The sequence below is a fragment of the Nostoc sp. genome, assembly GCF_036919615.1.
Lineage (GTDB): Bacteria > Cyanobacteriota > Cyanobacteriia > Cyanobacteriales > Nostocaceae > Nostoc.
Map to the genome: position 1 here is coordinate 20,075 of NZ_JBALCN010000001.1, position 22,248 is coordinate 42,322.

21 protein-coding genes are annotated in these 22,248 nt (G+C 42.2%); 10 read left to right on the forward strand and 11 right to left on the reverse strand.

Annotation, left to right across the window (positions count from 1 at the left end):
• The first annotated feature begins 187 nt into the window (after positions 1–187).
• Complete coding sequence (locus tag V7K48_RS00100) at positions 188–3,019, forward strand: pentapeptide repeat-containing protein (protein ID WP_335068438.1); 2,832 nt, start codon at positions 188–190, stop codon at positions 3,017–3,019.
• A 238-nt stretch (positions 3,020–3,257) separates the two neighbouring features.
• Here the strand turns inward: V7K48_RS00100 and V7K48_RS00105 are convergent, their stop codons facing one another.
• The 6 genes from V7K48_RS00105 to V7K48_RS00130 form a co-directional block, all read right to left on the reverse strand.
• Positions 3,258–3,503: a toxin-antitoxin system HicB family antitoxin gene (locus V7K48_RS00105; protein WP_334952454.1), complete on the reverse strand. Its 246-nt coding sequence runs from the start codon at positions 3,501–3,503 to the stop codon at positions 3,258–3,260.
• Complete coding sequence (locus tag V7K48_RS00110; RefSeq protein WP_335068441.1) at positions 3,500–3,928, reverse strand: putative toxin-antitoxin system toxin component, PIN family; 429 nt, start codon at positions 3,926–3,928, stop codon at positions 3,500–3,502. The genes V7K48_RS00105 and V7K48_RS00110 overlap by 4 nt, the downstream gene beginning before the upstream one ends.
• Before the next feature lie 50 nt (positions 3,929–3,978).
• The gene (locus V7K48_RS00115; protein WP_335068443.1) at positions 3,979–4,164 is read right to left on the reverse strand and encodes a hypothetical protein; all 186 of its coding nucleotides are present in this window, start codon (positions 4,162–4,164) and stop codon (positions 3,979–3,981) included.
• A 102-nt stretch (positions 4,165–4,266) separates the two neighbouring features.
• On the reverse strand, positions 4,267–4,617 hold the full coding sequence (locus V7K48_RS00120; protein ID WP_335068445.1) for a hypothetical protein: 351 nt from the start codon (positions 4,615–4,617) through the stop codon (positions 4,267–4,269).
• A gap of 359 nt (positions 4,618–4,976) precedes the next feature.
• Positions 4,977–5,633 carry a (2Fe-2S) ferredoxin domain-containing protein gene (locus V7K48_RS00125; RefSeq protein ID WP_335068447.1) on the reverse strand — a complete coding sequence of 219 codons (657 nt, stop codon included), beginning with the start codon at positions 5,631–5,633 and terminating at the stop codon, positions 4,977–4,979.
• Between the two features lie 64 nt (positions 5,634–5,697).
• Positions 5,698–5,955, reverse strand: a complete 258-nt coding sequence (locus tag V7K48_RS00130) for an Asr1405/Asl0597 family protein (protein WP_335068449.1) — start codon at positions 5,953–5,955, stop codon at positions 5,698–5,700.
• Positions 5,956–6,426: 471 nt separating this feature from the next.
• Here V7K48_RS00130 and V7K48_RS00135 point away from each other — a divergent pair, with 471 nt between their 5' ends.
• The 7 genes from V7K48_RS00135 to nblB all read left to right on the forward strand — a co-directional run bounded on the left by V7K48_RS00135 (position 6,427) and on the right by nblB (position 15,366).
• Positions 6,427–6,981 carry a Dps family protein gene (locus tag V7K48_RS00135; RefSeq protein ID WP_335068451.1) on the forward strand — a complete coding sequence of 185 codons (555 nt, stop codon included), beginning with the start codon at positions 6,427–6,429 and terminating at the stop codon, positions 6,979–6,981.
• A gap of 684 nt (positions 6,982–7,665) precedes the next feature.
• Positions 7,666–10,932: a carbamoyl-phosphate synthase large subunit gene (carB, locus tag V7K48_RS00140; RefSeq protein ID WP_335068453.1), complete on the forward strand. Its 3,267-nt coding sequence runs from the start codon at positions 7,666–7,668 to the stop codon at positions 10,930–10,932.
• A gap of 614 nt (positions 10,933–11,546) precedes the next feature.
• Positions 11,547–12,503 carry an RNA polymerase sigma factor, RpoD/SigA family gene (locus V7K48_RS00145; protein WP_334978006.1) on the forward strand — a complete coding sequence of 319 codons (957 nt, stop codon included), beginning with the start codon at positions 11,547–11,549 and terminating at the stop codon, positions 12,501–12,503.
• Positions 12,504–12,762: 259 nt separating this feature from the next.
• Complete coding sequence (locus V7K48_RS00150) at positions 12,763–13,107, forward strand: DUF760 domain-containing protein (RefSeq protein ID WP_334978004.1); 345 nt, start codon at positions 12,763–12,765, stop codon at positions 13,105–13,107.
• Between the two features lie 403 nt (positions 13,108–13,510).
• On the forward strand, positions 13,511–13,927 hold the full coding sequence (gene mutT, locus V7K48_RS00155; RefSeq protein WP_335068455.1) for an 8-oxo-dGTP diphosphatase MutT: 417 nt from the start codon (positions 13,511–13,513) through the stop codon (positions 13,925–13,927).
• A 211-nt stretch (positions 13,928–14,138) separates the two neighbouring features.
• Positions 14,139–14,603 carry a CBS domain-containing protein gene (locus V7K48_RS00160; protein WP_335068456.1) on the forward strand — a complete coding sequence of 155 codons (465 nt, stop codon included), beginning with the start codon at positions 14,139–14,141 and terminating at the stop codon, positions 14,601–14,603.
• Positions 14,604–14,697: 94 nt separating this feature from the next.
• Entirely contained in the window at positions 14,698–15,366 is a 669-nt protein-coding gene (gene nblB / locus V7K48_RS00165; RefSeq protein ID WP_335068458.1) for a phycobilisome degradation protein NblB, read from the forward strand.
• Positions 15,367–15,527: 161 nt separating this feature from the next.
• Here the strand turns inward: nblB and V7K48_RS00170 are convergent, their stop codons facing one another.
• The 3 genes from V7K48_RS00170 to V7K48_RS00180 all read right to left on the reverse strand — a co-directional run bounded on the left by V7K48_RS00170 (position 15,528) and on the right by V7K48_RS00180 (position 17,832).
• Complete coding sequence (locus V7K48_RS00170; protein ID WP_335068460.1) at positions 15,528–16,181, reverse strand: PEP-CTERM sorting domain-containing protein; 654 nt, start codon at positions 16,179–16,181, stop codon at positions 15,528–15,530.
• A gap of 551 nt (positions 16,182–16,732) precedes the next feature.
• Positions 16,733–17,251 carry a DUF456 domain-containing protein gene (locus V7K48_RS00175; protein ID WP_335068462.1) on the reverse strand — a complete coding sequence of 173 codons (519 nt, stop codon included), beginning with the start codon at positions 17,249–17,251 and terminating at the stop codon, positions 16,733–16,735.
• A 368-nt stretch (positions 17,252–17,619) separates the two neighbouring features.
• Positions 17,620–17,832: a hypothetical protein gene (locus V7K48_RS00180; protein WP_335068464.1), complete on the reverse strand. Its 213-nt coding sequence runs from the start codon at positions 17,830–17,832 to the stop codon at positions 17,620–17,622.
• A gap of 5 nt (positions 17,833–17,837) precedes the next feature.
• Between V7K48_RS00180 and V7K48_RS00185 the strand changes: the two genes are divergently transcribed.
• A complete protein-coding gene (locus V7K48_RS00185) occupies positions 17,838–18,752 on the forward strand; it encodes a M48 family metallopeptidase (protein WP_335068466.1) in 915 nt (304 codons plus the stop codon).
• A 170-nt stretch (positions 18,753–18,922) separates the two neighbouring features.
• Here V7K48_RS00185 and V7K48_RS00190 read toward each other — a convergent pair whose 3' ends face one another.
• On the reverse strand, positions 18,923–19,561 hold the full coding sequence (locus tag V7K48_RS00190; protein ID WP_335068468.1) for a cofactor assembly of complex C subunit B: 639 nt from the start codon (positions 19,559–19,561) through the stop codon (positions 18,923–18,925).
• 101 nt (positions 19,562–19,662) lie between these two features.
• Complete coding sequence (gene rpaB / locus V7K48_RS00195; protein ID WP_334693474.1) at positions 19,663–20,391, reverse strand: response regulator transcription factor RpaB; 729 nt, start codon at positions 20,389–20,391, stop codon at positions 19,663–19,665.
• A gap of 170 nt (positions 20,392–20,561) precedes the next feature.
• Here rpaB and radA point away from each other — a divergent pair, with 170 nt between their 5' ends.
• The gene (gene radA / locus V7K48_RS00200) at positions 20,562–22,088 is read left to right on the forward strand and encodes a DNA repair protein RadA (RefSeq protein ID WP_335068470.1); all 1,527 of its coding nucleotides are present in this window, start codon (positions 20,562–20,564) and stop codon (positions 22,086–22,088) included.
• The last annotated feature ends 160 nt before the right edge of the window (positions 22,089–22,248 follow it).

Here is a 22,248-nt window from a genome sequence, read left to right on the forward strand (position 1 = left end):
GAGCCTGACGATTGAGCCTTTAAACCTCAATGTTGAGCTTTTGAGGCTGACAACTGAGCCTTTGAGGCTGAAATTACAAGTTTATCTAGATAAATTATTAAATTTCCTGCTGATTTTCAGTAAAAATCTGATAGAACATTGTTGAAATATATTGGCTCAGTACATCTACCAGCGTCATACAACAGTTATGAGCAATACCTCTGGATTTTCAGTTAGCAAACCTGTTGCATTATGGAATAAACCCATTAAAGCTGACTTTAAGGAACTATTCAAATCCCTAAGCAAAGGTGTGATAGATGGGGTCTTGGGTAAGTGGGAAGAGGTAGCCAAAGATGCTGTGGAAGCTACAGCAGCACTAGGTTTAGCAGCAGCGCCAGAGGAAGTTGCTTGGTTACTAATTTACCGTTCTTTGGTAGAAGCAATAGTGAGTTTGGTAAAAGGAAATCAAGAGTTACTGTTTGCAAAACCAAACCAGAGTGATCTTGAGCTATTGTGCGATCGCCTTAACGATTCCCTAGAAAGTATAGAATTGCGTATTGACCAAGATTTTTTTAGCTGTCCCAAAGATTTGCCGATTCTGGAAGCGATTAAAACTGCTTTTGCCGACTGGTTAAAATACTTTAGCGTCAATCAAGCCCAGGCACAGACAATTAGTCATGGTCTTCCTACCTATTTTGTGTTTGCTTTAAATAAAGAGTGGCTAAAACATCCAGAAAAATATGCTTGTTTAAAAGAAGAACTCGATACCCCCTTTACTCAAGCCAATGAACGGGAACAAAGATGGCAGTATTATTTCGCTTGGCTACAAAAACAGGTTGAAGAACCGATGCTTTTAGAAGCTTTTGGTTTAAAACAGGTTTATGTTCCTTTACACGCCTACTATAAGCAGGAAGTTGCGGGTGAAAAGCCAGAAGAATTTGAACGCCGGGTGAGAGAAGATGAGAAATATCAGCGAGTTGTTCTTGACTTAGAAACTGAATTAGAAGCTTGGTTAGAAAAAGGCGATTACGATGATGCCATTAGAGTAATTAGTGGTGGTCTAGGAAGTGGTAAATCTTCCTTTGCCAAAATCTTTGCAGCTAACCAAGCAGAAAAAGGAAAAATTCCGGTTTTATTTATTCCTTTGCACCATTTTGAACCCTCGGATGACTTAGTTGATGCAGTTGGTAAGTTTGTGCGAGACGATGGCTTTCTCAGACATAATCCGCTAGATAAAGATAAGGCGGAGTCCCGCTTACTGATTATCTTCGATGCTTTAGATGAGCTTGCCATGCAGGGCAAAATTGCCACTGAGATTGCTCAACAATTTGTGCGTGAAGTCCAAAGAAAAGTAGAGCGATTTAATGTCCGTAAAACTTGCTTACAAGTATTAATTAGTGGTCGAGAACTGGTAGTGCAAGCAAATAGTAGCGACTTTCGCCAACCACAGCAAATCTTGCATATCTTGCCTTATTTTGTTACTGAATCTGAGAGAACCAATTACATTGATGAGCAAAACTTGTTGCAGCAAGATCAACGTCAGATTTGGTGGCAGAAATACGGCAATGCTAGCGGACGGGGATATGATTGCTTACCGGAAGAGTTAAACCGAAATAATCTCACAGAAATTACTGCCCAACCCTTGCTGAATTACCTGGTAGCATTGAGTTTTGACCAGCAAAATAAATTTCCTACAGACGGCAACCTGAATGCAATTTATGCAAATTTGCTCACAGCAGTTTATCAGCGCGGTTGGGCTGGTTATCAACATCCGGCTATTCGGGGAATTGAGGAAAAAGACTTTGTTCGCATTCTCGAAGAAATTGCTTTAGCTTCCTGGCATGGAGATGGACGAACAACAACAGTCAGAGAGATTGAAGCCCATTGTGAACACAGCAGCTTAAAGAGTCTTTTAGACAAGTTTCAGGAAAGTGCGAAATTAGGCGTAACTCGTCTTTTGACTGCCTTTTATTTTCGTGAGAGTGGAGTTAAAGAACAGGAAAAAACTTTTGAATTTACTCACAAAAGTTTTGGTGAATATTTGACAGCAAAACGCATCGTGCGAGAAGTTAGACTCATTCATAAAAAGCTGAAGGATCACCAAGATGATCCAGATGAAGGATGGGATCAACGTGAGGCTTTAAAAAGATGGGCAATTCTGTGCGGTGCATCCTCTATGGATGAATACCTTTTTAACTTTGTTACAGATGAAATGCGTTTACAGAATGCATCGGATGTTGGCAATTGGCAGCAGACATTATGCTATCTGATTGGTTTTATGTTACATCATGGAATGCCGATGGAACGCTTGAATCCTAGACCTGATTTTCAAGAAGAAAATAGGCAGGCACGAAATGCAGAAGAAGCGTTGTTGGCTGTCTTAAATGTTTGCGCTAAAGTGACAAAAACAGTTTCAAAGATTCAATGGCATACTCCTAAAGCTTTTGGTATCTGGATTTCCCGCTTGCAAGGTCAAAGAATCAATACTTATGCTGACGTGTTTTGCTTGAATTGCCTGAGTTTTTTGGATTTGCAAGGTTGCGTTTTAGTTTTTAAAGACTTTTCTCAGGCAAATTTTCAAGGGGCGAATTTTGAACGGGCGTATTTTCAAGGGGCGAATCTTCGAGGGGCGAATCTTGAACGGGCGAATCTTCAAGGGGCGAATCTTCGAGGGGCGAATCTTGTACGGGCGTATCTTCAAAGGGCGAATCTTGTACGGGCGTATCTTGTACGGGCGTCTCTTGTAGAGGCGAATCTTGAACGGGCAAATCTTGGAGGGGCAAATCTTGAAGGGGCGTTTCTTGAAGGAGCGTTTCTTGTACGGGCGTATCTTGGAGGGGCGGAGCTTGTAGAGGCGTATCTTGAAGGGGCAAATCTTGTAGAAGCGAATCTTCAAGGAGCGAATCTTCAAGGGGTGAATCTTCAAGGGGTGAATCTTCAAGGGGTGAATCTTCAAGGGGTGAATCTTCAAGGGGCGATTCTTGAGGATGAAAATTTAGCAAACTTGAATGATGGTTCAGGTTCAGACTCCGAGGAGTGACTTACAAACATTAAGAATTTGTAGAATGCATTATATTCTTAATACATCATTCTAGATACTTTAGATGCGTTAGCAGCAGCGTAACGCATCCTACCAAACCAGCGCTCAAAGTAATTGCATATAAACATTAAGCGCTTTCTCCTTCTCATAACAATGTGCAGGCGATCCCTTCATTCCCAACTTTTGCAAATGCTAGGCAAATAATTATCCCTGAAAGTAAAAATCCTACACTGTGTTGTTAGGCTGTGGGTAATTGATCGTAAGATTCCGGTTCAATATCTGGTACTTTCGCTAAAACTGCGTCGTATTTTTCTCGACTGCCTCGCTTTGCTAATTCCCCTAGATAAATTTCTGTTGTTAGTGCAGCGATTTTTTCTGCAACTGCTGTCGCCACAAACTGATCGATAGAAATGCCGTCTTGTTTGGCAAGTTCCTGCAAACTTTTATACAAAGAGTCAGGAAGCTGGACGCTGAGGTTGCTCATGACAATGATCCAGTTGATTGCAAAAACTCCGCAGGTGTCAATATTTTTATCCCAAACTGCTCAATGCCATTAAAGTCACGAGCATTATATGTTATTACGCTATCACATCGCGCTTTGACTGCTAGCTCCAGCACCATATCGTCTTTTGGATCAGTCAAGTAAGGTCGCCAGAGAAAGAAAATCTGATGCTGCGTTGCAACCGAGCAATGAAACTCGATAAATTCTTCAACGTCTAGTGCAGTGACATACAGATTTGGGAGTTCCCACGATAATACTTCTTGATACTCCAAAACCAGTGGAACCGAAAGATGGATATCAAAAACCCCTGTGCCGACGAGCGTCAGCAGGCGAAAAGCACTCCCTCGTTTGGAACGCAGACCAGCAACAATAACATTTGTATCAAGGACAACTTGTGGAACTGCCATAGAGGCATGATACTGGCTCTCAGTTTAGGAATCAATGCTGTTTTGTAGTTTTAATACCAATTAGAAAAATAATTGCGAACGATGTTACCTTTTTCATGACAAATCGTAGGCGTAGGCGTAGCCCGCCGCAGGCATCGCTCAATGTAATTATGTATAAATATAGAGCTTGCAGCTTGCGTCAATATAAGCGATCGCTGTACCTCTACTGTCTCTAGTGTTGCATCCAAATGAGACACAATACATAACAAAATACCCGTAGAAGTACACAATTTAAAATCTAAAATTCAAAATGGTATAAGTCTTTTTAAAACGGGATTTATCTAAATCCACTCAAATCCCTATGTGGCTAAAAATTCTTTAGCTGGCACCAAAATATCTTTGCTTAAAATCAGGGTGACTTTTGGGGAACTAAGATACAAACAAAAACGCTTAATAATAAATAGTTGGTTAGCAGGTTCAATTTTTTTAATGGCACTCCAGGGAATCAACAACGGCGTAAGTCCCAAGCTAAACAAGGGGAAAAGACTCAAATAAATCCCTTGACGAGTTATACCAACATTTAAAGTTCCTTTGTAATGAACCAAACCCACAGAACCGCTTTGCATCCGGGAGAAGTTTTGCGGTGGTGCTTCTTTGGTGCGGTAGAGTTTAGCAAGGCGATTCCAGTCATGACGGAATAGAAAAATCATGACTATCGTGGAAAATACAAAAAAAACGATGTATATCCCATGAGGGGTATGTGGCACTTGTTTTTAAGTCATTGATGATTGACGCTTCCACTGTAAGCGATGCCTAACGACAAGTCTCTTTGCATCTACATACTCACCAATCAACCACGTTCCCTTGAATCTTTCCAAATTATGGGAGCATCCCGGTTAAAAATTGCTCAATAAAGACCCTATTAACTCAAAAAACTGGCTTTAATTAAAGCCAGTTTTTTGATTTTATTGCAAACTTTAGCAAAGTTTACAGCCGAGTATTAATGGAACACACTTGAAAAGATATTATTAAACTTTCTCATTAAAATGTCAATATTTCACCACTTATTTTAGTAAAGCTTGCCATTATATTTCGCCACTTCCTTTAAATTCTCAGGCTGTGCTGACAAACTTTTGTCACCAAAATGCTGATTCATCAACGCCGGAACTTGTGAGGCTTGAATTCGGCTATGGCGCGTTTTGTCTGGCATAACTAGGTTAGGCCCAGCTTTACAGTTCTTCATACAACCAGTGCCCTTGATTGTAACTTGGTCTTCTAAACCGCGATCGCTTAAAGCCGCCTCCAACGCCTGACAAACCGCTTGACCACCGCGTTTCATGCAATCAGACTTTTGACACACCAAAATCGTGGCTTTAGTTTTAGCTGGTTTTACCTTGACATCATCAATAGATGGGGGTTCTTGTATTGGGGTAATCGTTTCAACTCTCACCATCTCAGAACGCGCTGCCATCACACGTTCAGCTTTCAGTGTAACTGTGCCGTTCTTCAAATCATGTTTTTTATAACCAACAATTTGCAGCCAAGTTCCTGGTGGTAACCGCAAGTCAAAAGTAACCCGTAAATGTTTAGCTAGTTTAATGTAAGACTCACCTTCATGAGTCTCCAGCAGTAAGCCTTTAAGCTTATAGCCATCTTTAATAACAAAATCTATAAACCTGCCTTCAAGGCAAAATTCTGATACTTCGATACTGTGAGATCCACCCATTTTTTTAGCCTCCTTTTAACTAATACAAGCTATCAAGTGAGATATTTTCAGCACCAGTCACAGATTATAACTGTTGGTAGCGACTTTGCCAGCAACACTCAAGAGTCCAAATCTGGTCTTGACGGGAGGCTGTAAATCGCCATATCACACTCCAAAGTTGAACAGCCGCAGTCGGATTGCCAATTTCAACTTTCAATGGCTGGTTAGCCGCACAACTACAGGGAATGTCTAATTCCTTTAGACGTTGATAGACTTGCCAGCGATCTGCCCAATTCACCTCTACAAGGTGGTTAATTTCTATTTCTGAACTAAACGATTTCAAGGGAATTGCCCTCAAAGTGCAACAAACTTGCAGTAACTACCGCGACTTTACTCCATGCTTTTTAAAAGTCTTAGGAGTTTAGCCTCTCCAGACCAGCATACCTTAAGTGCAAAGAATTCTCATTAATTTTGCAAAAAAAATAAAATTTTTGCAGTCATCCCATATTGAGAGGGAGATGTAGCTTTAGCTTCCCGCAGGGTGGGAGACAATGAGGCTCAAGAGGACGGCTAAAATTTTCTCTCTCTGTTCCTCTTTGTGAATGTACGCACTTAAGCTTTTATGTCAACAATGATGATAAATACATGCAACTTGATGAGTGGAGCATCATCCAGTAAACAATAAACTTGAGACTTTTAGTAAGCAAAAATACAAAATTTTGTGATAGCAAATTGGCTTGTTCTTATTGTTAAAATGTTAATATGTAAACAATAAGCAGTTAAAACCTGTAACTGCTAAAGAGCGAGGAGAACAATGTCTGAAACGCAAACTTTGTTACGAAATTTTGGTCATGTATATGACAACCCCGTGTTGCTGGATCACAGCGTAACGGCTCCAGTTACAGAAGGATTCAACGTTGTATTAGCTAGTTTCCAGGCACTATACTTGCAGTACCAAAAGCATCATTTTGTAGTTGAAGGCTCAGAATTTTACTCTCTGCATGAGTTTTTTAATGAAAGCTACAACCAAGTACAAGACCACATCCATGAGATTGGAGAACGTTTGGATGGACTAGGTGGTGTGCCAGTAGCGACCTTCAGCAAATTAGCAGAATTAACCTGTTTTGAGCAAGAATCTGAAGGCGTATATTCCTCTCGCAAAATGGTGGAAAATGACTTAGCAGCAGAACAAGCCATTCTGGGTGTAATTCGCCGCCAAGCTGCTCAGGCAGAAAGTTTAGGCGATCGGGGCACACGCTATCTGTACGAAAAGATTTTGTTGAAAACTGAAGAACGTGCTTATCATTTGTCTCACTTCCTTGCTAAAGACAGCTTAACTTTAGGATTTGTCCAAGCCGCTCAAAGCTAAAACTCTCATAATCTAGATTTGTCTACCTAGACTGAAAGGAAAGTTGGCAGCACTAACTCTTAAAATATTATAAAAAATGGCAGAGAATGGTATCCTAATCCCTCTGCCATTTTTAATCTAAGTAAATATATTCACATAATATTTAACGTTGAAAATCTTTAGCAATTAGCTCGTTAAGATAGATTTTTATCTAAGTAATTTATCTGTGCTGAATAAGCAGACAGATAGATACCAAAATAAATCATCATTTGTTGCAAGATTCATCATATTAAATAATAAATATTCCCAAAAGCTTAATAAATTTAAGCATCACAATTAAATAAAATTAGAAATACAAAATAATCGTTGAGCATAAAGCATTGGTTATTTATTGGTGTCAACTTAAGGTAAAAACCAGTTTAAAACAAGCTTTTAGAGATTGTCTCGTAAAAACCTCGTTTCCAGCCTCTGGCTGGAAATGCTCCTCCTTGCCAGCTCTACCGCGAGTAAGAGAGGCGGAGCCTCAATGAGAGGGCATTCCCAGTCGGAGACTCTTAAGGAGGTATAAACTTCTGCCTCATTTCCTCCAGTCCCCACTCCCCTCTGTGTCATCAAACTTAGAAAACTTAATAATAAAAAGGACGATAGAGGGTAAAGACCCTTAAAATAATCAGGATTTGTATCTCGTATTCCAAGGCAACGACTATGCCCCGCCGTGACGACCTCCGGAAGATTCTACTGTTAGGCTCTGGTCCAATTGTGATCGGACAAGCCTGTGAGTTTGACTACTCTGGCACTCAAGCCTGCAAAGCGCTGCGAGAAGAAGGCTATGAAGTGGTTTTGGTCAACTCCAACCCTGCAACGATTATGACCGACCCGGAAACAGCCGATCGCACTTACATTGAGCCGCTGACTCCGGAATTGGTCGAAAAAGTCATTGAGAAAGAACGCCCTGATGCTTTACTACCGACGATGGGAGGACAAACTGCCCTCAACCTTGCCGTTGCTTTAGCCAAAAATGGGGTGTTGGAAAAGTACAGCGTTGAGTTAATCGGCGCTAAACTACCAGCCATTGAAAAAGCCGAAGATCGAAAACTTTTTGGTGAGGCAATGGCAAGGATTGGGATAGCTGTGTGTCCCAGCGGCACAGCCGAATCTTTGGAAGAAGCCAAAGCTGTTGCCCGTCAAATTGGTACTTATCCCCTAATTATTCGTCCTGCCTTCACAATGGGTGGAAGTGGCGGTGGCATTGCCTACAACCAAGAAGAATTTGAAGAAATGGCACAGGTAGGTATAGATGCCAGCCCCGTTTCGCAAATTCTCATTGACCAGTCTTTACTCGGCTGGAAAGAATATGAACTCGAAGTGATGCGTGATTTGGCAGATAACGTGGTAATTATCTGCTCCATCGAAAACCTTGACCCTATGGGCATCCACACCGGGGACTCGATTACCGTCGCTCCCGCGCAAACCCTCACTGATAAAGAATATCAAAGGCTGCGGGATATGGCAATTAAAATTATCCGCGAGATCGGTGTGGAAACTGGCGGTTCAAATATCCAGTTTGCAGTCAATCCGGTTACTGGGGATGTGGTTGTAATTGAGATGAACCCCCGCGTTTCCCGTAGTTCGGCTTTGTCTTCCAAAGCCACGGGTTTCCCGATCGCCAAAATGGCAGCAAAACTGGCTGTAGGCTACACCCTGGATGAAATTAAAAATGACATCACCAAGAAAACTCCCGCATCCTTTGAGCCGACAATTGACTATGTGGTGACAAAAATCCCCCGCTTCGCCTTTGAAAAGTTCCCAGGTTCCGAACCAGTGCTGACAACCCAAATGAAGTCTGTCGGGGAAGCAATGGCAATTGGACGGACTTTCAACGAATCCTTTCAAAAGGCGCTGCGATCGCTAGAAACAGGACGCGCTGGTTGGGGTTGCGACAAAGCCGAGAAATTACCTAGTGGTGAACAAATCCGCGCCCAACTGCGGACACCTAACCCTGATCGCATTTTCGCCGTGCGTCATGCCTTGCAGCAAGGGATGACCATTGAGGAAATCTACGAACTCACTGGTATTGACCGATGGTTTCTGGATAAATTCCAGCAACTGTTAGATGTCGAGAAATTCCTGAAGCGGACACCCTTGCAGCAATTGACAAAAGAGCAACTTTATGAGGTGAAACGGGACGGATATAGTGATCGCCAGATTGCCTATGCTACCAAAACCACCGAAGATGAAGTTCGCACCTACCGCAAGTCACTAGGAATTATCCCAGTTTACAAAACTGTGGACACCTGCGCCGCTGAGTTTGAAGCGTTTACCCCCTATTACTATTCTACCTACGAAGAAGAAACAGAAGTCTTGCCAGCAACCAAGCCAAAAGTGTTGATTTTGGGTGGTGGCCCCAACCGCATTGGGCAGGGAATTGAGTTTGATTATTGTTGTTGTCACGCCGCCTATGCTTTGAAGAAAGCGGGGTATGAGACGATTATGGTCAACTCTAACCCAGAGACAGTTTCGACAGACTACGATACCAGCGATCGCCTTTACTTTGAGCCGTTAACAAAAGAAGATGTTCTTAACATCATCGAAACTGAAAATCCAGTTGGGGTAATTATCCAGTTTGGTGGGCAAACACCGCTGAAGTTGGCTCTGCCGTTACAAGAGTTTCTCAGCAATGACACCTCAGGACTGATCACTAAAATTTGGGGTACATCACCAGATTCCATCGACATGGCAGAAAACCGGGAGCGGTTTGAAAAGATTCTCCAACAGTTGAATATTGCCCAACCGCCTAATGGGATTGCGCGGAGTTACGAAGATGCGCTGATTGTCGCCAAACGTATTGGCTATCCAGTTGTGGTGCGTCCCAGCTATGTGTTGGGGGGACGGGCGATGGAAATCGTTTATTCCGATGCTGAATTGGAACGCTACATGACCTTTGCAGTACTAGTGGAACCAGAACATCCGATTTTGATTGATAAGTTTTTGGAAAACGCGATTGAAGTCGATGTCGATGCGATCGCCGATCATACAGGACGGGTAGTGATTGGTGGCATCATGGAACACATCGAACAAGCGGGGATTCACTCAGGAGATTCCGCTTGTTCCTTACCCTCCATTTCGTTATCACCAGCAGTTCTCAATCAAATTCGCACTTGGACGGTGCAGCTAGCACAAGCGCTGTCAGTCGTGGGGTTGATGAATATTCAATTTGCCGTTGTCGGCGCAAGCAGCTATTCTCCCCAAGTTTACATTTTGGAAGCCAACCCCCGCGCCTCCCGCACAGTCCCATTTGTTTCTAAAGCAACGGGCGTACAGTTAGCGAAACTAGCATCCTTAATTATGTCGGGTAAAACCTTAGAGGAGCTACATTTTACTGAGGAAGTTATTCCCACACATATTGCTGTAAAAGAAGCTGTATTACCCTTTAATAAATTCCCAGGAACTGATACAATATTAGGCCCAGAAATGAGATCCACTGGTGAGGTGATGGGGATTGACAGCGACTTTGGCCGGGCCTTTGCCAAAGCAGAAATGGGTGCTGGGGAGCGTTTACCACTGACGGGAACTGTATTTGTATCAATGAGCGATCGCGATAAAGCGTCTGCCGGTGCTGTGGTGAAGGAATTTATTGATTTGGGCTTTAGAGTGATGGCTACTCTTGGTACACGCCAAGTTCTTCTCGAACAGGGATTAAATATTGAATTAGTGTTAAAACTCCATGAAGGTCGTCCGCATGTCCTAGATGCAATCAAAAATCAGAAAATCCAACTTATTATCAACACACCTTCAGGGGAAGAAGCCCAGACTGATGCTAGGTTAATCCGTCGCACAGCCTTAGCTTACAAAATTCCCATCATCACTACCATTGCCGGTGCAAAAGCTACTGTTGCCGCCATCTATTCGTTACAAAATACGACTTTGGACGTAAAAACTATCCAAGATTACTGCGCGATTGTGAGGGAGTAGGGAGTAGGGAGTGGGGAGTGGGGAGCAGGGAGCAGGGAGCAGGGAGTGAGGCAAAGAGGGGAAAGAAGTAATTTTAATTCTCGCCCTTGCCCCCAGCAAGGACTGCCCCTCTGCCTCTTGTGTCCCACGCCTTATGTCCCATATCCAAGAAAAATTAAGCAATTGTTATAAGAGAATGACTATACTTCTCATTGAGATACTTTAACAAATATGAGGAAAATTATTTGAACTAGATAATTTCTTAAATTGACTTCTAGTCAGCCTTGAGAATAAAGGGCGACATTGCATGAACTGGAACAGCCAGGAAATTTAATGTACCTAATATATAGCCAAAGCATTCTCATAAATGTTACAATTGTTAATAAGACTCCAATAAAAAAATGTTTAAGAAGCTACCTTTTATCTAACTGTAGATACTTGTGAGAAGTAGGAAATAACTGTAACTTTTAGCAGTTAAGAAGCCTAAATTTGATTATTATGAGCAGCCGAGTTTATCGGGCGCGTAAATTGCAAACCATAACATGGGTTCCCAGTCAGACTGGGTAGCACCCTAATAAAGCATCTATCTTTTAATGACCCTACCGCCAAACCCATCATTACCAAAGAGTAGCGCCATGAAGACCGCTCAGACAGCCACAGACCTCGTGCGGACTTACCTGCGTGAGATTGGCCGCGTGCCACTCTTAACCCACGAGGAAGAAATTTTCTATGGTAAACAGGTGCAACGTTCCTGTGCTTTGCACGAATCAAGAGAATGTCTTGCTACCCAGTTAGGTCGTCAACCGACTCTAGAAGAGTGGTCTAAAGCGACAAAGCTAGAACCAGCACAGTTGAACGAAGCGATCGCTGATGGTGAAATTGCCAAGCGCAAGATGGTAGAAGCCAATTTGCGGCTGGTAGTGTCCGTTGCCAAAAAGTACATAAAGCGCAATGTCGATTTACTGGACTTGATCCAAGAAGGTAGTATTGGTATGCAACGAGGTGTGGAAAAGTTTGACCCCACCAAAGGCTATAGGTTTTCTACCTATGCCTATTGGTGGATTCGGCAAGCGATCACTCGTGCTATAGCCGAAAAAGCCCGCACCATTCGGCTGCCGATCCATATAACCGAGAAGTTAAATAAGATAAAAAAAGCACAGCGTCAATTGTCTCAAAAATTAGGACGCGCTCCTACAGCTGGTGAACTAGCTCAAGAATTAGAATTGACCCCCAAGCAAGTGCGAGAGTATCTAGAAAAGGCGCGTTTGCCCCTTTCCTTGGATTTGCGGCTGGGTGATAATTACGACACCGAGCTCGGAGAAATGCTGGAAGATCCAGGAGCATCTCCGGAAGAGTTTGTCATGCAAGCTTCCCTATCTTATGACTTAGATCGCCTGATGGGTGACCTGACTGCACAACAGAGGGAAGTGATCACGCTGCGCTTTGGCTTAACTGATGGGCAAGCCCTGACGCTGGCTAGAATCGGTGAAATACTGAACATCAGCCGGGAACGAGTCCGGCAAATTGAGCGTGAAGCTTTAACCAAACTTCGCAAGTCTAAGGCCAACATGGATGAATATTTGGCAAGTTAGGAGTAGAGACGCGATTAATCGCGTCTCTACAAGAGTTAGGAGTTATAAGTTTTTAATAAACTCCTCACTCCTAACTCTATTTATTGAGGTGAGAAAACACGCTGACTTTGGTACGGTTACACCTACTTCTACTCTTACGCTAGGCTGTTACATTAGTTGACAGGAAGACAAAATAGCTAGCTAAGTCAAATCCAAAACAAGCATTTAGTATTTAAATCACAAGCACCGCAGCTAGCAGTGGTAGTTAAGGAGCTAAAAAATGAATAACCCATCCAATCGTGTCTCAGAATTTTTCAATAGTGAATCGGAAACCAGCGATTTATTATGGCAGTACGTTAAATCCTTGAATCCAGAAACAGTTACTCAACTATCCAAACCCACGTCTGCCGAAGTGTTTCAGGTGATGGAACGGAATATTACAGGACTATTGGGTAATCTGCCTTCAGAACATTTTGGCATCAGCGTAACCACCAGTCGGGAAAGTCTGGGTCGGCTTCTCGCTTCTGCTATGATTAGTGGTTATTTCTTGCGTAACGCTGAACAGAGAATGAATTTTGAAATCACCCTACAAGGATCTGAAACCAACAACAGCGAAGTTGACTAAAGTTGACTAGAAATATAAATTTAGGCAATTCAATATTGTTGGGCTGATGCCTAGTCACAGTTACGGCGATACGAATTAAAAATAAGCCTCTGCGAAATCTTCGCCGCTAATTCCCAGTCATGCATCAGCTAAATTTTTTTAAATATCCAAAAATAGTGAAGAATTAAGGTTGAAATTTAAATGCATAGACACTTCGCCTTCCTTCAGGATAGGAGCAAAGAGGTTGGCACACAGCACCGTTGAGTTTTTGGATAATGATTAATACACATTTGTGGATAAACTAATAGCGGTAGACGACTTTGGCAATAAATCTAAACTCGGCAGAGTTAAAACTAGTCTGCCGAGTTTTGTTATTAATCATTAGTGATTAATCTTCCTGATCTCCCCCTCTTGTCAATCAACTATGAGTGAAACCAGTTCTTTTCTACCCCATAAAATCATTGGTGTTGCTGTAATTTGGAACGGCCAAAAGCAAATTTTAATTGATCGCCGTCGTCCAGAAGGAGTGATGGGTGGTTTGTGGGAATTTCCTGGTGGTAAAATTGAGCCTGGTGAAACTATCCAAGAGTGTATTCAACGGGAAATTTGCGAAGAACTGGGAATAGTAATTGAAGTGGGAGAGCATCTGATTACTATTGACCACAGCTATACAAACTTGCGCGTAACCCTCATAGTACATCACTGCCGCCATGTTATAGGTGTTCCTCAACCTTTGGAATCTGATGAAATTTGCTGGGTAACCTTGGAAGAACTGGAGCAGTTTACTTTTCCTAAAGCAAATATTCAAATTATTGCCGCTTTAAAAGGGACTGGGGACTAGGAAAGAAGCAGGGGAGGCAGGGGGAGATAAGGGGGACAAGGGGGAATTATTGAATAAGTCTCTCCCTTGTCTTCCCTCTCTTCCTTGTCTCCCTTGTCACTTCCCCATACCCAATGCCCAATCCCGTAACAATCTATTAATTGCATCAGGTTGAGTGCCGCAATTTTCTACAATAAGCGCAGGGACTTTGATTAAAGGTGTCAGCAAACAAATGCCTAAAACCGTTGCCGATGTGATGAGCCGTGATCCAATTGTCGTTCGCACAGAAACTCCACTGAATGAAGCTATCCAAATTCTCGCAGAACGTCACATTAGCGGACTACCTGTTGTGGATGATGTCGGTAAATTGGTGGGCATTATCTCCGAAACCGATTTGATGTGGCAAGAAACTGGTGTTACTCCACCTGCGTACATTATGTTTCTTGATAGCGTTATCTATTTAAAAAATCCTGCTACATATGAACGTGATTTGCATAAAGCACTAGGGCAAACCGTTGGGGAGGTGATGAGTAAAAACCCGATCACTATTTCCCCTGATAAAACTTTAAGGGAAGCCGCTACAATCATGCACGATCGCAGTGTTCACCGCTTGCCAGTACTTGAGGGCACGGGTGAAGTAATTGGTATCCTCACTCGTGGTGATATCATTCGGGCGATGGCAGCAAGTCAAGATTAGTCAGTCGTCAAAAGTTATTAGTCAAGAGTTTTTTCAGCCTTGACTGTTAACTAATGACTGTTTTTTTACACCTTTGAAAATCAAGGATAACTAAATGAGTATTAGTCCGGAATCTGTTAAGCAATTGCTGAGTTCTGAGGATTTAGGCGATCGCTTACGTGCAGTAAATCAAATCCGCCAACTGGAACCTGGGATCGGCTTTGAATTAATTCAAAGTGCCATTGGCGATACCAATTCCCGTGTCCGTTACTCAGCTGTGAGTCAAATGGATACACTTGGAACACAGGATTTACAGTTATCCTTGGATATCTTACGCGATCGCTTACTTCATGACTCCGAAGTAGATGTACAAGCAGCAGCAGCAGACTGTTTGGGTGCTCTAAAATTACATGAAGCTTTTGAAGACTTGCAACAGCTTTACCATACAACTGATGAATGGCTAATCCAATTTAGCATCATTGCTACATTAGGAGAGTTGGGCGATCCACGAGCCTTTGAACTACTCAAAGAGGCACTCTCATCAGAAAACGAATTAGTCCAAACTGCTGCCATTAGTTCTTTGGGTGACTTGGGAGATTTACAAGCAGTTTCCCTTTTGGCTCCCTATGCTACCAATCCAGATTGGCAAATTCGTTACAGACTGGTACAAGCCTTGGCTCGTTTGGGTAATAGTGCAGAAGTAAAATTTATATTAGAAACTTTGGCTGATGATGAAGTAGAAGCGATCGCAATTGAAGCGAAACAATCTTTGCAGTCAGTTTAAGTCTATCTAAGGTTAGGAAAATTCACCTTTAATATAGATTTGTGTGATAGTATAAAAAATTCGACATGGTTGGTACAATGTTGTATTCCAGCCAGATCGAATAGATAAATTAAAGTTACTTTTAGTTGCTAAAAGTAACTTTTTTATATTTGAGGATAGGTCTATTGAATGACACTTTTGCGACGGCGAGACATAGCTATTACTGCACCTACTGCACCTAAGCCTAGTATTGTGGTTGGCTCAGGAACTGCTTTAGCGGCGAGAGTTAACTGGTAAGTGCTTGAAGTCCCAGAAAGAGAAGCGTTCAGAAAGCCTGTCGCAATAGTTTGTCCATTGAAATTAAATTTTCCCGTAATCCCCGTGGCTGTTATGTCACTAATGAAATTATCGGCTAACCGAGTTCTAGTAACTACAGAATTATCTAGATCAAAGGTAAGTTGCGCCATAGTACTACCCAAGGTTCGGAATCCGAAATCAATGAATGGAGTGTAAATGCCTGTAGAGTATGTATTGATTGTATCAGGTATCTTGGTTAAATTTAGAGTCTTAATGCTAATACCTGAGTTTAGGTTTGGTAAGAAGTTTTCAAAATCTCCCTCAGTATCATCAACACGAACAGTGTTAAATTTAATAGTAGTATTAAGTGGATTGACTCCATCATTAGGAACGACAGATTTACCACTAAGACCAATACTCCCGTTCAAGGTTAGAGCTTGAGCTGAACCAGCAGATGTAGACAATCCAGCAGTAGCTAAGGGGATTGCAGCAGCAATAGCTAAAGTTGCATTTAGTAATGTAGATTTAAAACTAATCATTGTCGTTTGAGGCTCCTAGTAATAACTTTAAATCAGAGCGATCGCTTTACTTTTAATTTCGCTATTTTATGGAAACTACTGTCAGTGAAAGCGAAACTTGCTTGATGTCTTTCTTATCTCCATGAAATCACATAGATTTGGAGTCTGCAAGATTTACTTAGTGGTCTTCATTACATCTTTAACACACTAGTATCCTTTATAAAGTTTTAATTCCATATATACCTGCGCTTCGTATATCTCTCATCACACAGGGTTTAAATTATTATCAATAGCTCTAATTTTAATAAATTTAACTTACGTATAATTAAATACTTGGTAACTTTTAATACTTAAATTACTTAGCCATATTTTAGATAAATGGAGTATGCAGTGTATCTATAATCTCTCCAGCTACTAATATTTACTGAAACGGTTCCTCTCAGAGAATAAATGGGAGGAACCACTGTATTTGTTTACTATGGATAGTCTTTGTGATCAAAATGAATGTTTGTAACAAGTAGCTAACTGCTAGCTATTACCGCTGTTCTCAAATCTGTCAGATTTTTCAAATGCTAAGAGCTGAATACCTGTGGCCAAGTTGTCACAACAAAAACTACGACTGCTGCGATCGCTAACAAACCTTGAATCAAATTTCCAACCAAAGACCCGACTATAATTCCTATACCCGCCTTAACCGCTAACCCTAATTCACGTCGGTAAAGGTACTCACCAATGATTGCTCCCAAAAGCGGCCCTAGTAAAATTCCTAACAGTGGGCCCCCAAAAGGCAACGTTGGTAATAATCCCAAAAATCCCACGACCAAACCGACAATTGCGCCAATTTGCCCCCACTTGCTAGCTCCAGCTTGTCTTGCTCCCACATAGCTAGCTAAAAAATCCACTCCGACACTGAGCAGTAAAACTATAACTGTCACAATTAGTGGAATCTTGATAGCTGCAAAGGAACTACTAACGATTCCCCAAACGATAATTGCAATTAAAATTAAGCTGCTACCAGGAATGGCTGGAACTACCGCACCGATAATACCCACAACCATTATGGCAATTAATAGCCAATAAGTAATTTGCATAGATAAAATTGTAAATTTCCAAATTTCCGAGTCAGTTAGCCATTAGGAGGGGCGCACAGTTCATACCTGTCAACTTAAGCCAAAACCTTTTTCAAACCTCGTTTCTAGCAAGAGGCTAGAAATGCTTCTGATTGGGCTGCTACCGCGAGTCAGGAAGGCAAAGCTTAACGGGAGGCATTCGCAGTCAGAGACTTCTTTTCGAGACAATCTCTAAAAGCTTGTTCTAAACTAACTTTCACGTTAAGTTGACACCAATGGACAGCTGTGCGCTCCTACTGTATATTCTATCTGGGCCAGAAGGTGACAAATGCCTAGACTTTAACCTCAACCAAATATGTTTTTCTAGTTCAATCTGGTAAAATCTGTCTCTAGATCGCTCTTGGCTCGTCTTGGTAATTGTCGGTTATGGGGACTAATTCAGTTGCTGGACGGATACAATTTACACTGTTCAAGAAACTGAATAGCAAGCGCCTTTCTTGCGATTTGTTTACTACCCAAACTCCTAGCCACAGGCGTAGTGAAAGCACAAGCCGTTCATACTGAGTAACTGAACTTCCCAAACGCTCCAAGACAAAACTCAAAACTAATGACGAGAAAAATTTTAACTGGACTGAGTTCAGCAGCCTACGAACACCCTTTTGATCGCAAAGCCTTGGCTTCTTTGCAAAATATGCCTGGTGTCTCCTTGCTACTCAAAAAAATTAATGAATACGGCATCGATCGCTTACTCAGACTGCAAAGCCTTGGTAGTGAAATCAGAATTTCATCCCGTAATTTTCCCCAATTACATCAAGCTTTTGTAGAAACCTGCCAAATTCTTGATATTGCTCCACTTCCTGAACTGTATCTGTTTCAAGGCACAGGTCACATTCAAACCTACATTGTTGGGGTGGAAAAACCCCTTGTCGGTATCAATTTAGATGCAATGGAGTGGCTTGGCGCAGATGAGTTGCTTTACGTTTTCGGACACGAAGTTGCTCGCATCAAGAGTCAGCATATGGTTTATCACCAAATGGCAATTGTGATGCCAACTTTGAAAAATTTGTTGAGCAGTACCACACTGGGGGTAGGTGGCTTGGTAGCTAGTGGAATGGAACTGGGTTTGTATAATTGGCGGATGATGGCTAGGTTCACTGCTGATCGGGCTGCAATGCTTGCTTGCCAGGATATTGACGTAGCAACGACTACACTGATGAAACTCGCAGGTTTGCCAGATGAGTACTTGACTAATGCTGTAATCGAAGATTTCCTTATCCAAGCCCGTGAGTTTGCATCCAATAATTTTGACACTGTTGATCGGGTCACCAAAATATTAAGCTATACAGAATCTGGACTTTCCTGGGTAGTTATGCGGGCTGGTGAGTTATTAAAATGGGTTGATTCAGGAGAATATGATAATTTAATTCAACAGACAAATTTAAAAACACTGGAAGAAACAGAAGAAAAAGAAGGAAAGACACCGGAAGAAAAGGAAGGGTGGAATTTTTTGACTTCTTGGTGATTTAATTTTAGATTTTGGATTTTAGATTTTAGATTAAATTTTTCAATCCAAAATAAGCTCGTGACCGCTCAATGACTTGCTAATACCGATTATCTGTAAGTTTGCTCCAGAACTTGGGGTTTAAGCCCTTGTCTGGGCAAAATTGGCTGACTTTTAAACTAGCAAACAACCTAAATTTTAAGAGTAACGGCAAGTTTATCCGCAATTCCCGCAATCCAGTTTTCATCTTGTTTGGTGTAACTGCGAGGAGCATTCGCTGCCAAAATTAGGGCGCCTTGATTGCCAATAGGTTGACAAATTACACCTTGAGTATTTTCTGGTAAATAATCAAATTCAAGCCTACCTGGATATACTTTTAACGCAACTAGATAAATCGGCTTTTGTTTTTCGAGTACCTGTTTTAAGATTACTCCTGGTAAAACCTCAGATTTAGTACTTAGAATCCCTCGACGCAATAAAACTTTACCTTGATAAAAAACCACCAGCGATCGCGTTACTGTATTAGTCAACAATAAATGAGATGCCCAAGCTAGCTCTGTTTTCACGGCTTCCGGTAAATCTGCTGCGAGTACAAAACCTTCTTCTCCAATTAGTTCTACAGTATCAGGCGATCGCGGCTGAACTTGCTGCCAAATTAAACCAGTCAAAATTAACACCGCACTCAAAATCACGCCCACCACATCACCACGTGATTGGGACTGAGTTAGTTCCGGTGTCAATAAACGGTTAATCAGCAAAAGCACAGCGCCTAGCCCACCCACGACAATGGGTAGACGCCGCAAAACTCGATTAGGATCAGGTTTAGTCATCCTTGGCTAAAGTTATAAGTTATGAGTTATGAGTTGAAGAAAGTTTTTAACAGACGCGATTAATCGCGTCTCTATTTCTAACTCCTCACTCCTAACTATTTTCACTCCTCCCCTGGTTCAATAATCCGCTGGAAAAGATAACCAGTACCCCGCGCTGTCAGAATCAATTCTGGGTTGCTAGGATCATCTTCTAACTTTGCCCGCAAACGGGATATATGCACATCCACTACGCGGGTATCCACATGACGTTCTGGTGTGTAACCCCAAACTTCCTGCAAAATTTCCGAACGGGAAAAAGCTTCTCCAGAGCGACTTACTACCAACTCTAATAAGCTGAACTCCATACCTGTCAATCGAATCCGCTCATCACCTTTATAGACTTGTCGCTTATTCGTATCGATTTTAATATTAGCGACATAGATTACCCCAGAACTGGGAATACCAGATCCACTATTTTTGTCTACCCGCCGCAACACCGAGCGAATTCGAGCTTCTAGCTCCTTGGGGGAAAATGGTTTAACTACATAGTCATCAGCACCCAATTCTAGCCCGGTGATCCGATCAGCTACATCACCCAAGGCTGTTAGCATAATAATGGGGACATCGGATTCTTTTCGTAATTCTTGACATACACCATAGCCGTCTAGCTTTGGCATCATTACATCCAAAACTACCAGGTCAGGATCAGTTTTGCGAAAAGTTTCCAAAGCTTCTTCCCCGTCGCCAGCCGTCACTACATCGTAGCCAATCATGGAAAGGCGCGTTTCCAAAATCCGGCGAATGCTGGCTTCGTCGTCTACCACCAAGATTTTTTCTTTATGGCTTTCCAAGTTTCTCAACACTCCTTGACTAAAAATTTACATGATTAATTTTTAATACCATAATATTAAGATATCATTCCCTCAATTGATTTGGAAAAAGCTCAAAATACTACTATTATTGGTTTTTAGTTTTTTTCAAGAATTAAGTAAATATTAAGATTAATTAATAAGATTTAAGAATGGCAAAGCCAAAAACCTTTTTCACTTGTAACGAATGTGGAGCAGAATCGCCCCAGTGGTTTGGGAAGTGTCCAGCTTGCGGTACTTACAACTCTCTAGAAGAACAAATTTCTATCCAGTCTTCAGTAGATGTACCCAGTCGGGGGGGAGTGAGTAGTTGGCAATCAACTCAAACTAATGGCAAATCTCACGCTAAACCAGCTAAAGCGCGAGCCTCCTTAACATTTGACCAAATTACTGATCGCCAAATTGCCCGTTGGGAGTCTGGTTATGGAGAATTGGATCGGGTGCTTGGAGGTGGGGTTGTCCCAGGTTCTATGGTGCTGATTGGTGGCGATCCGGGTATCGGTAAATCGACTTTATTGCTGCAAGTATCAAATCAATTAGCACAGAAATACCGCATCCTTTACGTAACTGGTGAAGAATCGGGACAGCAAGTAAAATTACGAGCTTCTCGTTTGGGAGTATCAAAAACCCTAAATGTGGTGAATAATGAGAAGGTAACAGTAGTAGTAGATAATACGCTCCCCATAGACCCTGATAGTATAGGTGCAGATTTATATGTACTGCCAGAAACGGATTTAGAAGAAATTTTACGGGAAATAGACTCTCTAAAGCCAAACGTGGCGGTGATTGATAGTATCCAAACGGTGTTTTTTCCAGCGCTGACTTCTGCACCAGGTTCGGTGGCTCAGGTAAGAGAATGTACCGCAGCACTGATGAAGGTGGCGAAGCATGAAGATGTCACCATGCTGATTGTGGGACACGTCACCAAAGAAGGAGCGATCGCTGGGCCAAAAGTTTTGGAACATTTAGTAGATACGGTGTTGTATTTTGAAGGCGATCGCTTTGCCTCCCATCGGTTATTACGGACAGTGAAAAACCGCTTCGGCGCAACTCACGAAATCGGCATCTTTGAAATGGTGGCAGATGGATTGCGAGAAGTCTCCAACCCCTCAGAGCTATTTTTAGGCAACCGTGACGATCCCGCTCCTGGTACTGCAATTGTAGTTGCTTGCGAAGGCACCCGCCCGATTGTTGTTGAATTACAAGCTTTAGTAAGTCCTACCAGCTACCCCTCCCCCCGGCGTGCAGGTACTGGCGTAGATTACAACCGCTTGGTACAAATTCTCGCTGTCTTAGAAAAACGGGTAGGAATTCCCATGTCCAAGTTAGATTCCTACGTTGCTTCAGCGGGTGGGTTGAATGTGGAAGAACCAGCGGTAGATTTAGGAATAGCGATCGCGATCGTTGCGAGTTTCCGCGATCGCATAGTTGACCCAGGTACAGTATTGATCGGTGAGGTTGGGCTAGGCGGACAAGTGCGATCGGTTTCCCAGATGGAACTGCGATTGAAAGAAGCTGCTAAGTTGGGATTTAAACGAGCGATCGTGCCAAAAGGGACAAAATTTCCTGATTTGAATATTGAAATATTACAAGTATCTAAAGTAATAGATGCGATTATCGCCGCCATCCCCCATCAGGAACTGACAGCCGACGATTTAGAACCAGATGAAGACGAGTAACCAATAGCCCCTTTTTTAAAGGGGGCTGGGGGATCTAAAACAGTCAAACACCAGAGTAAAATCTGCGACTTTAACACCACCCCAAAGGACAACCCACCATGACAGCCCTCACCCAAGACTACCAAATCATTTGGGAAAAACTACCCGATGATTACAAACT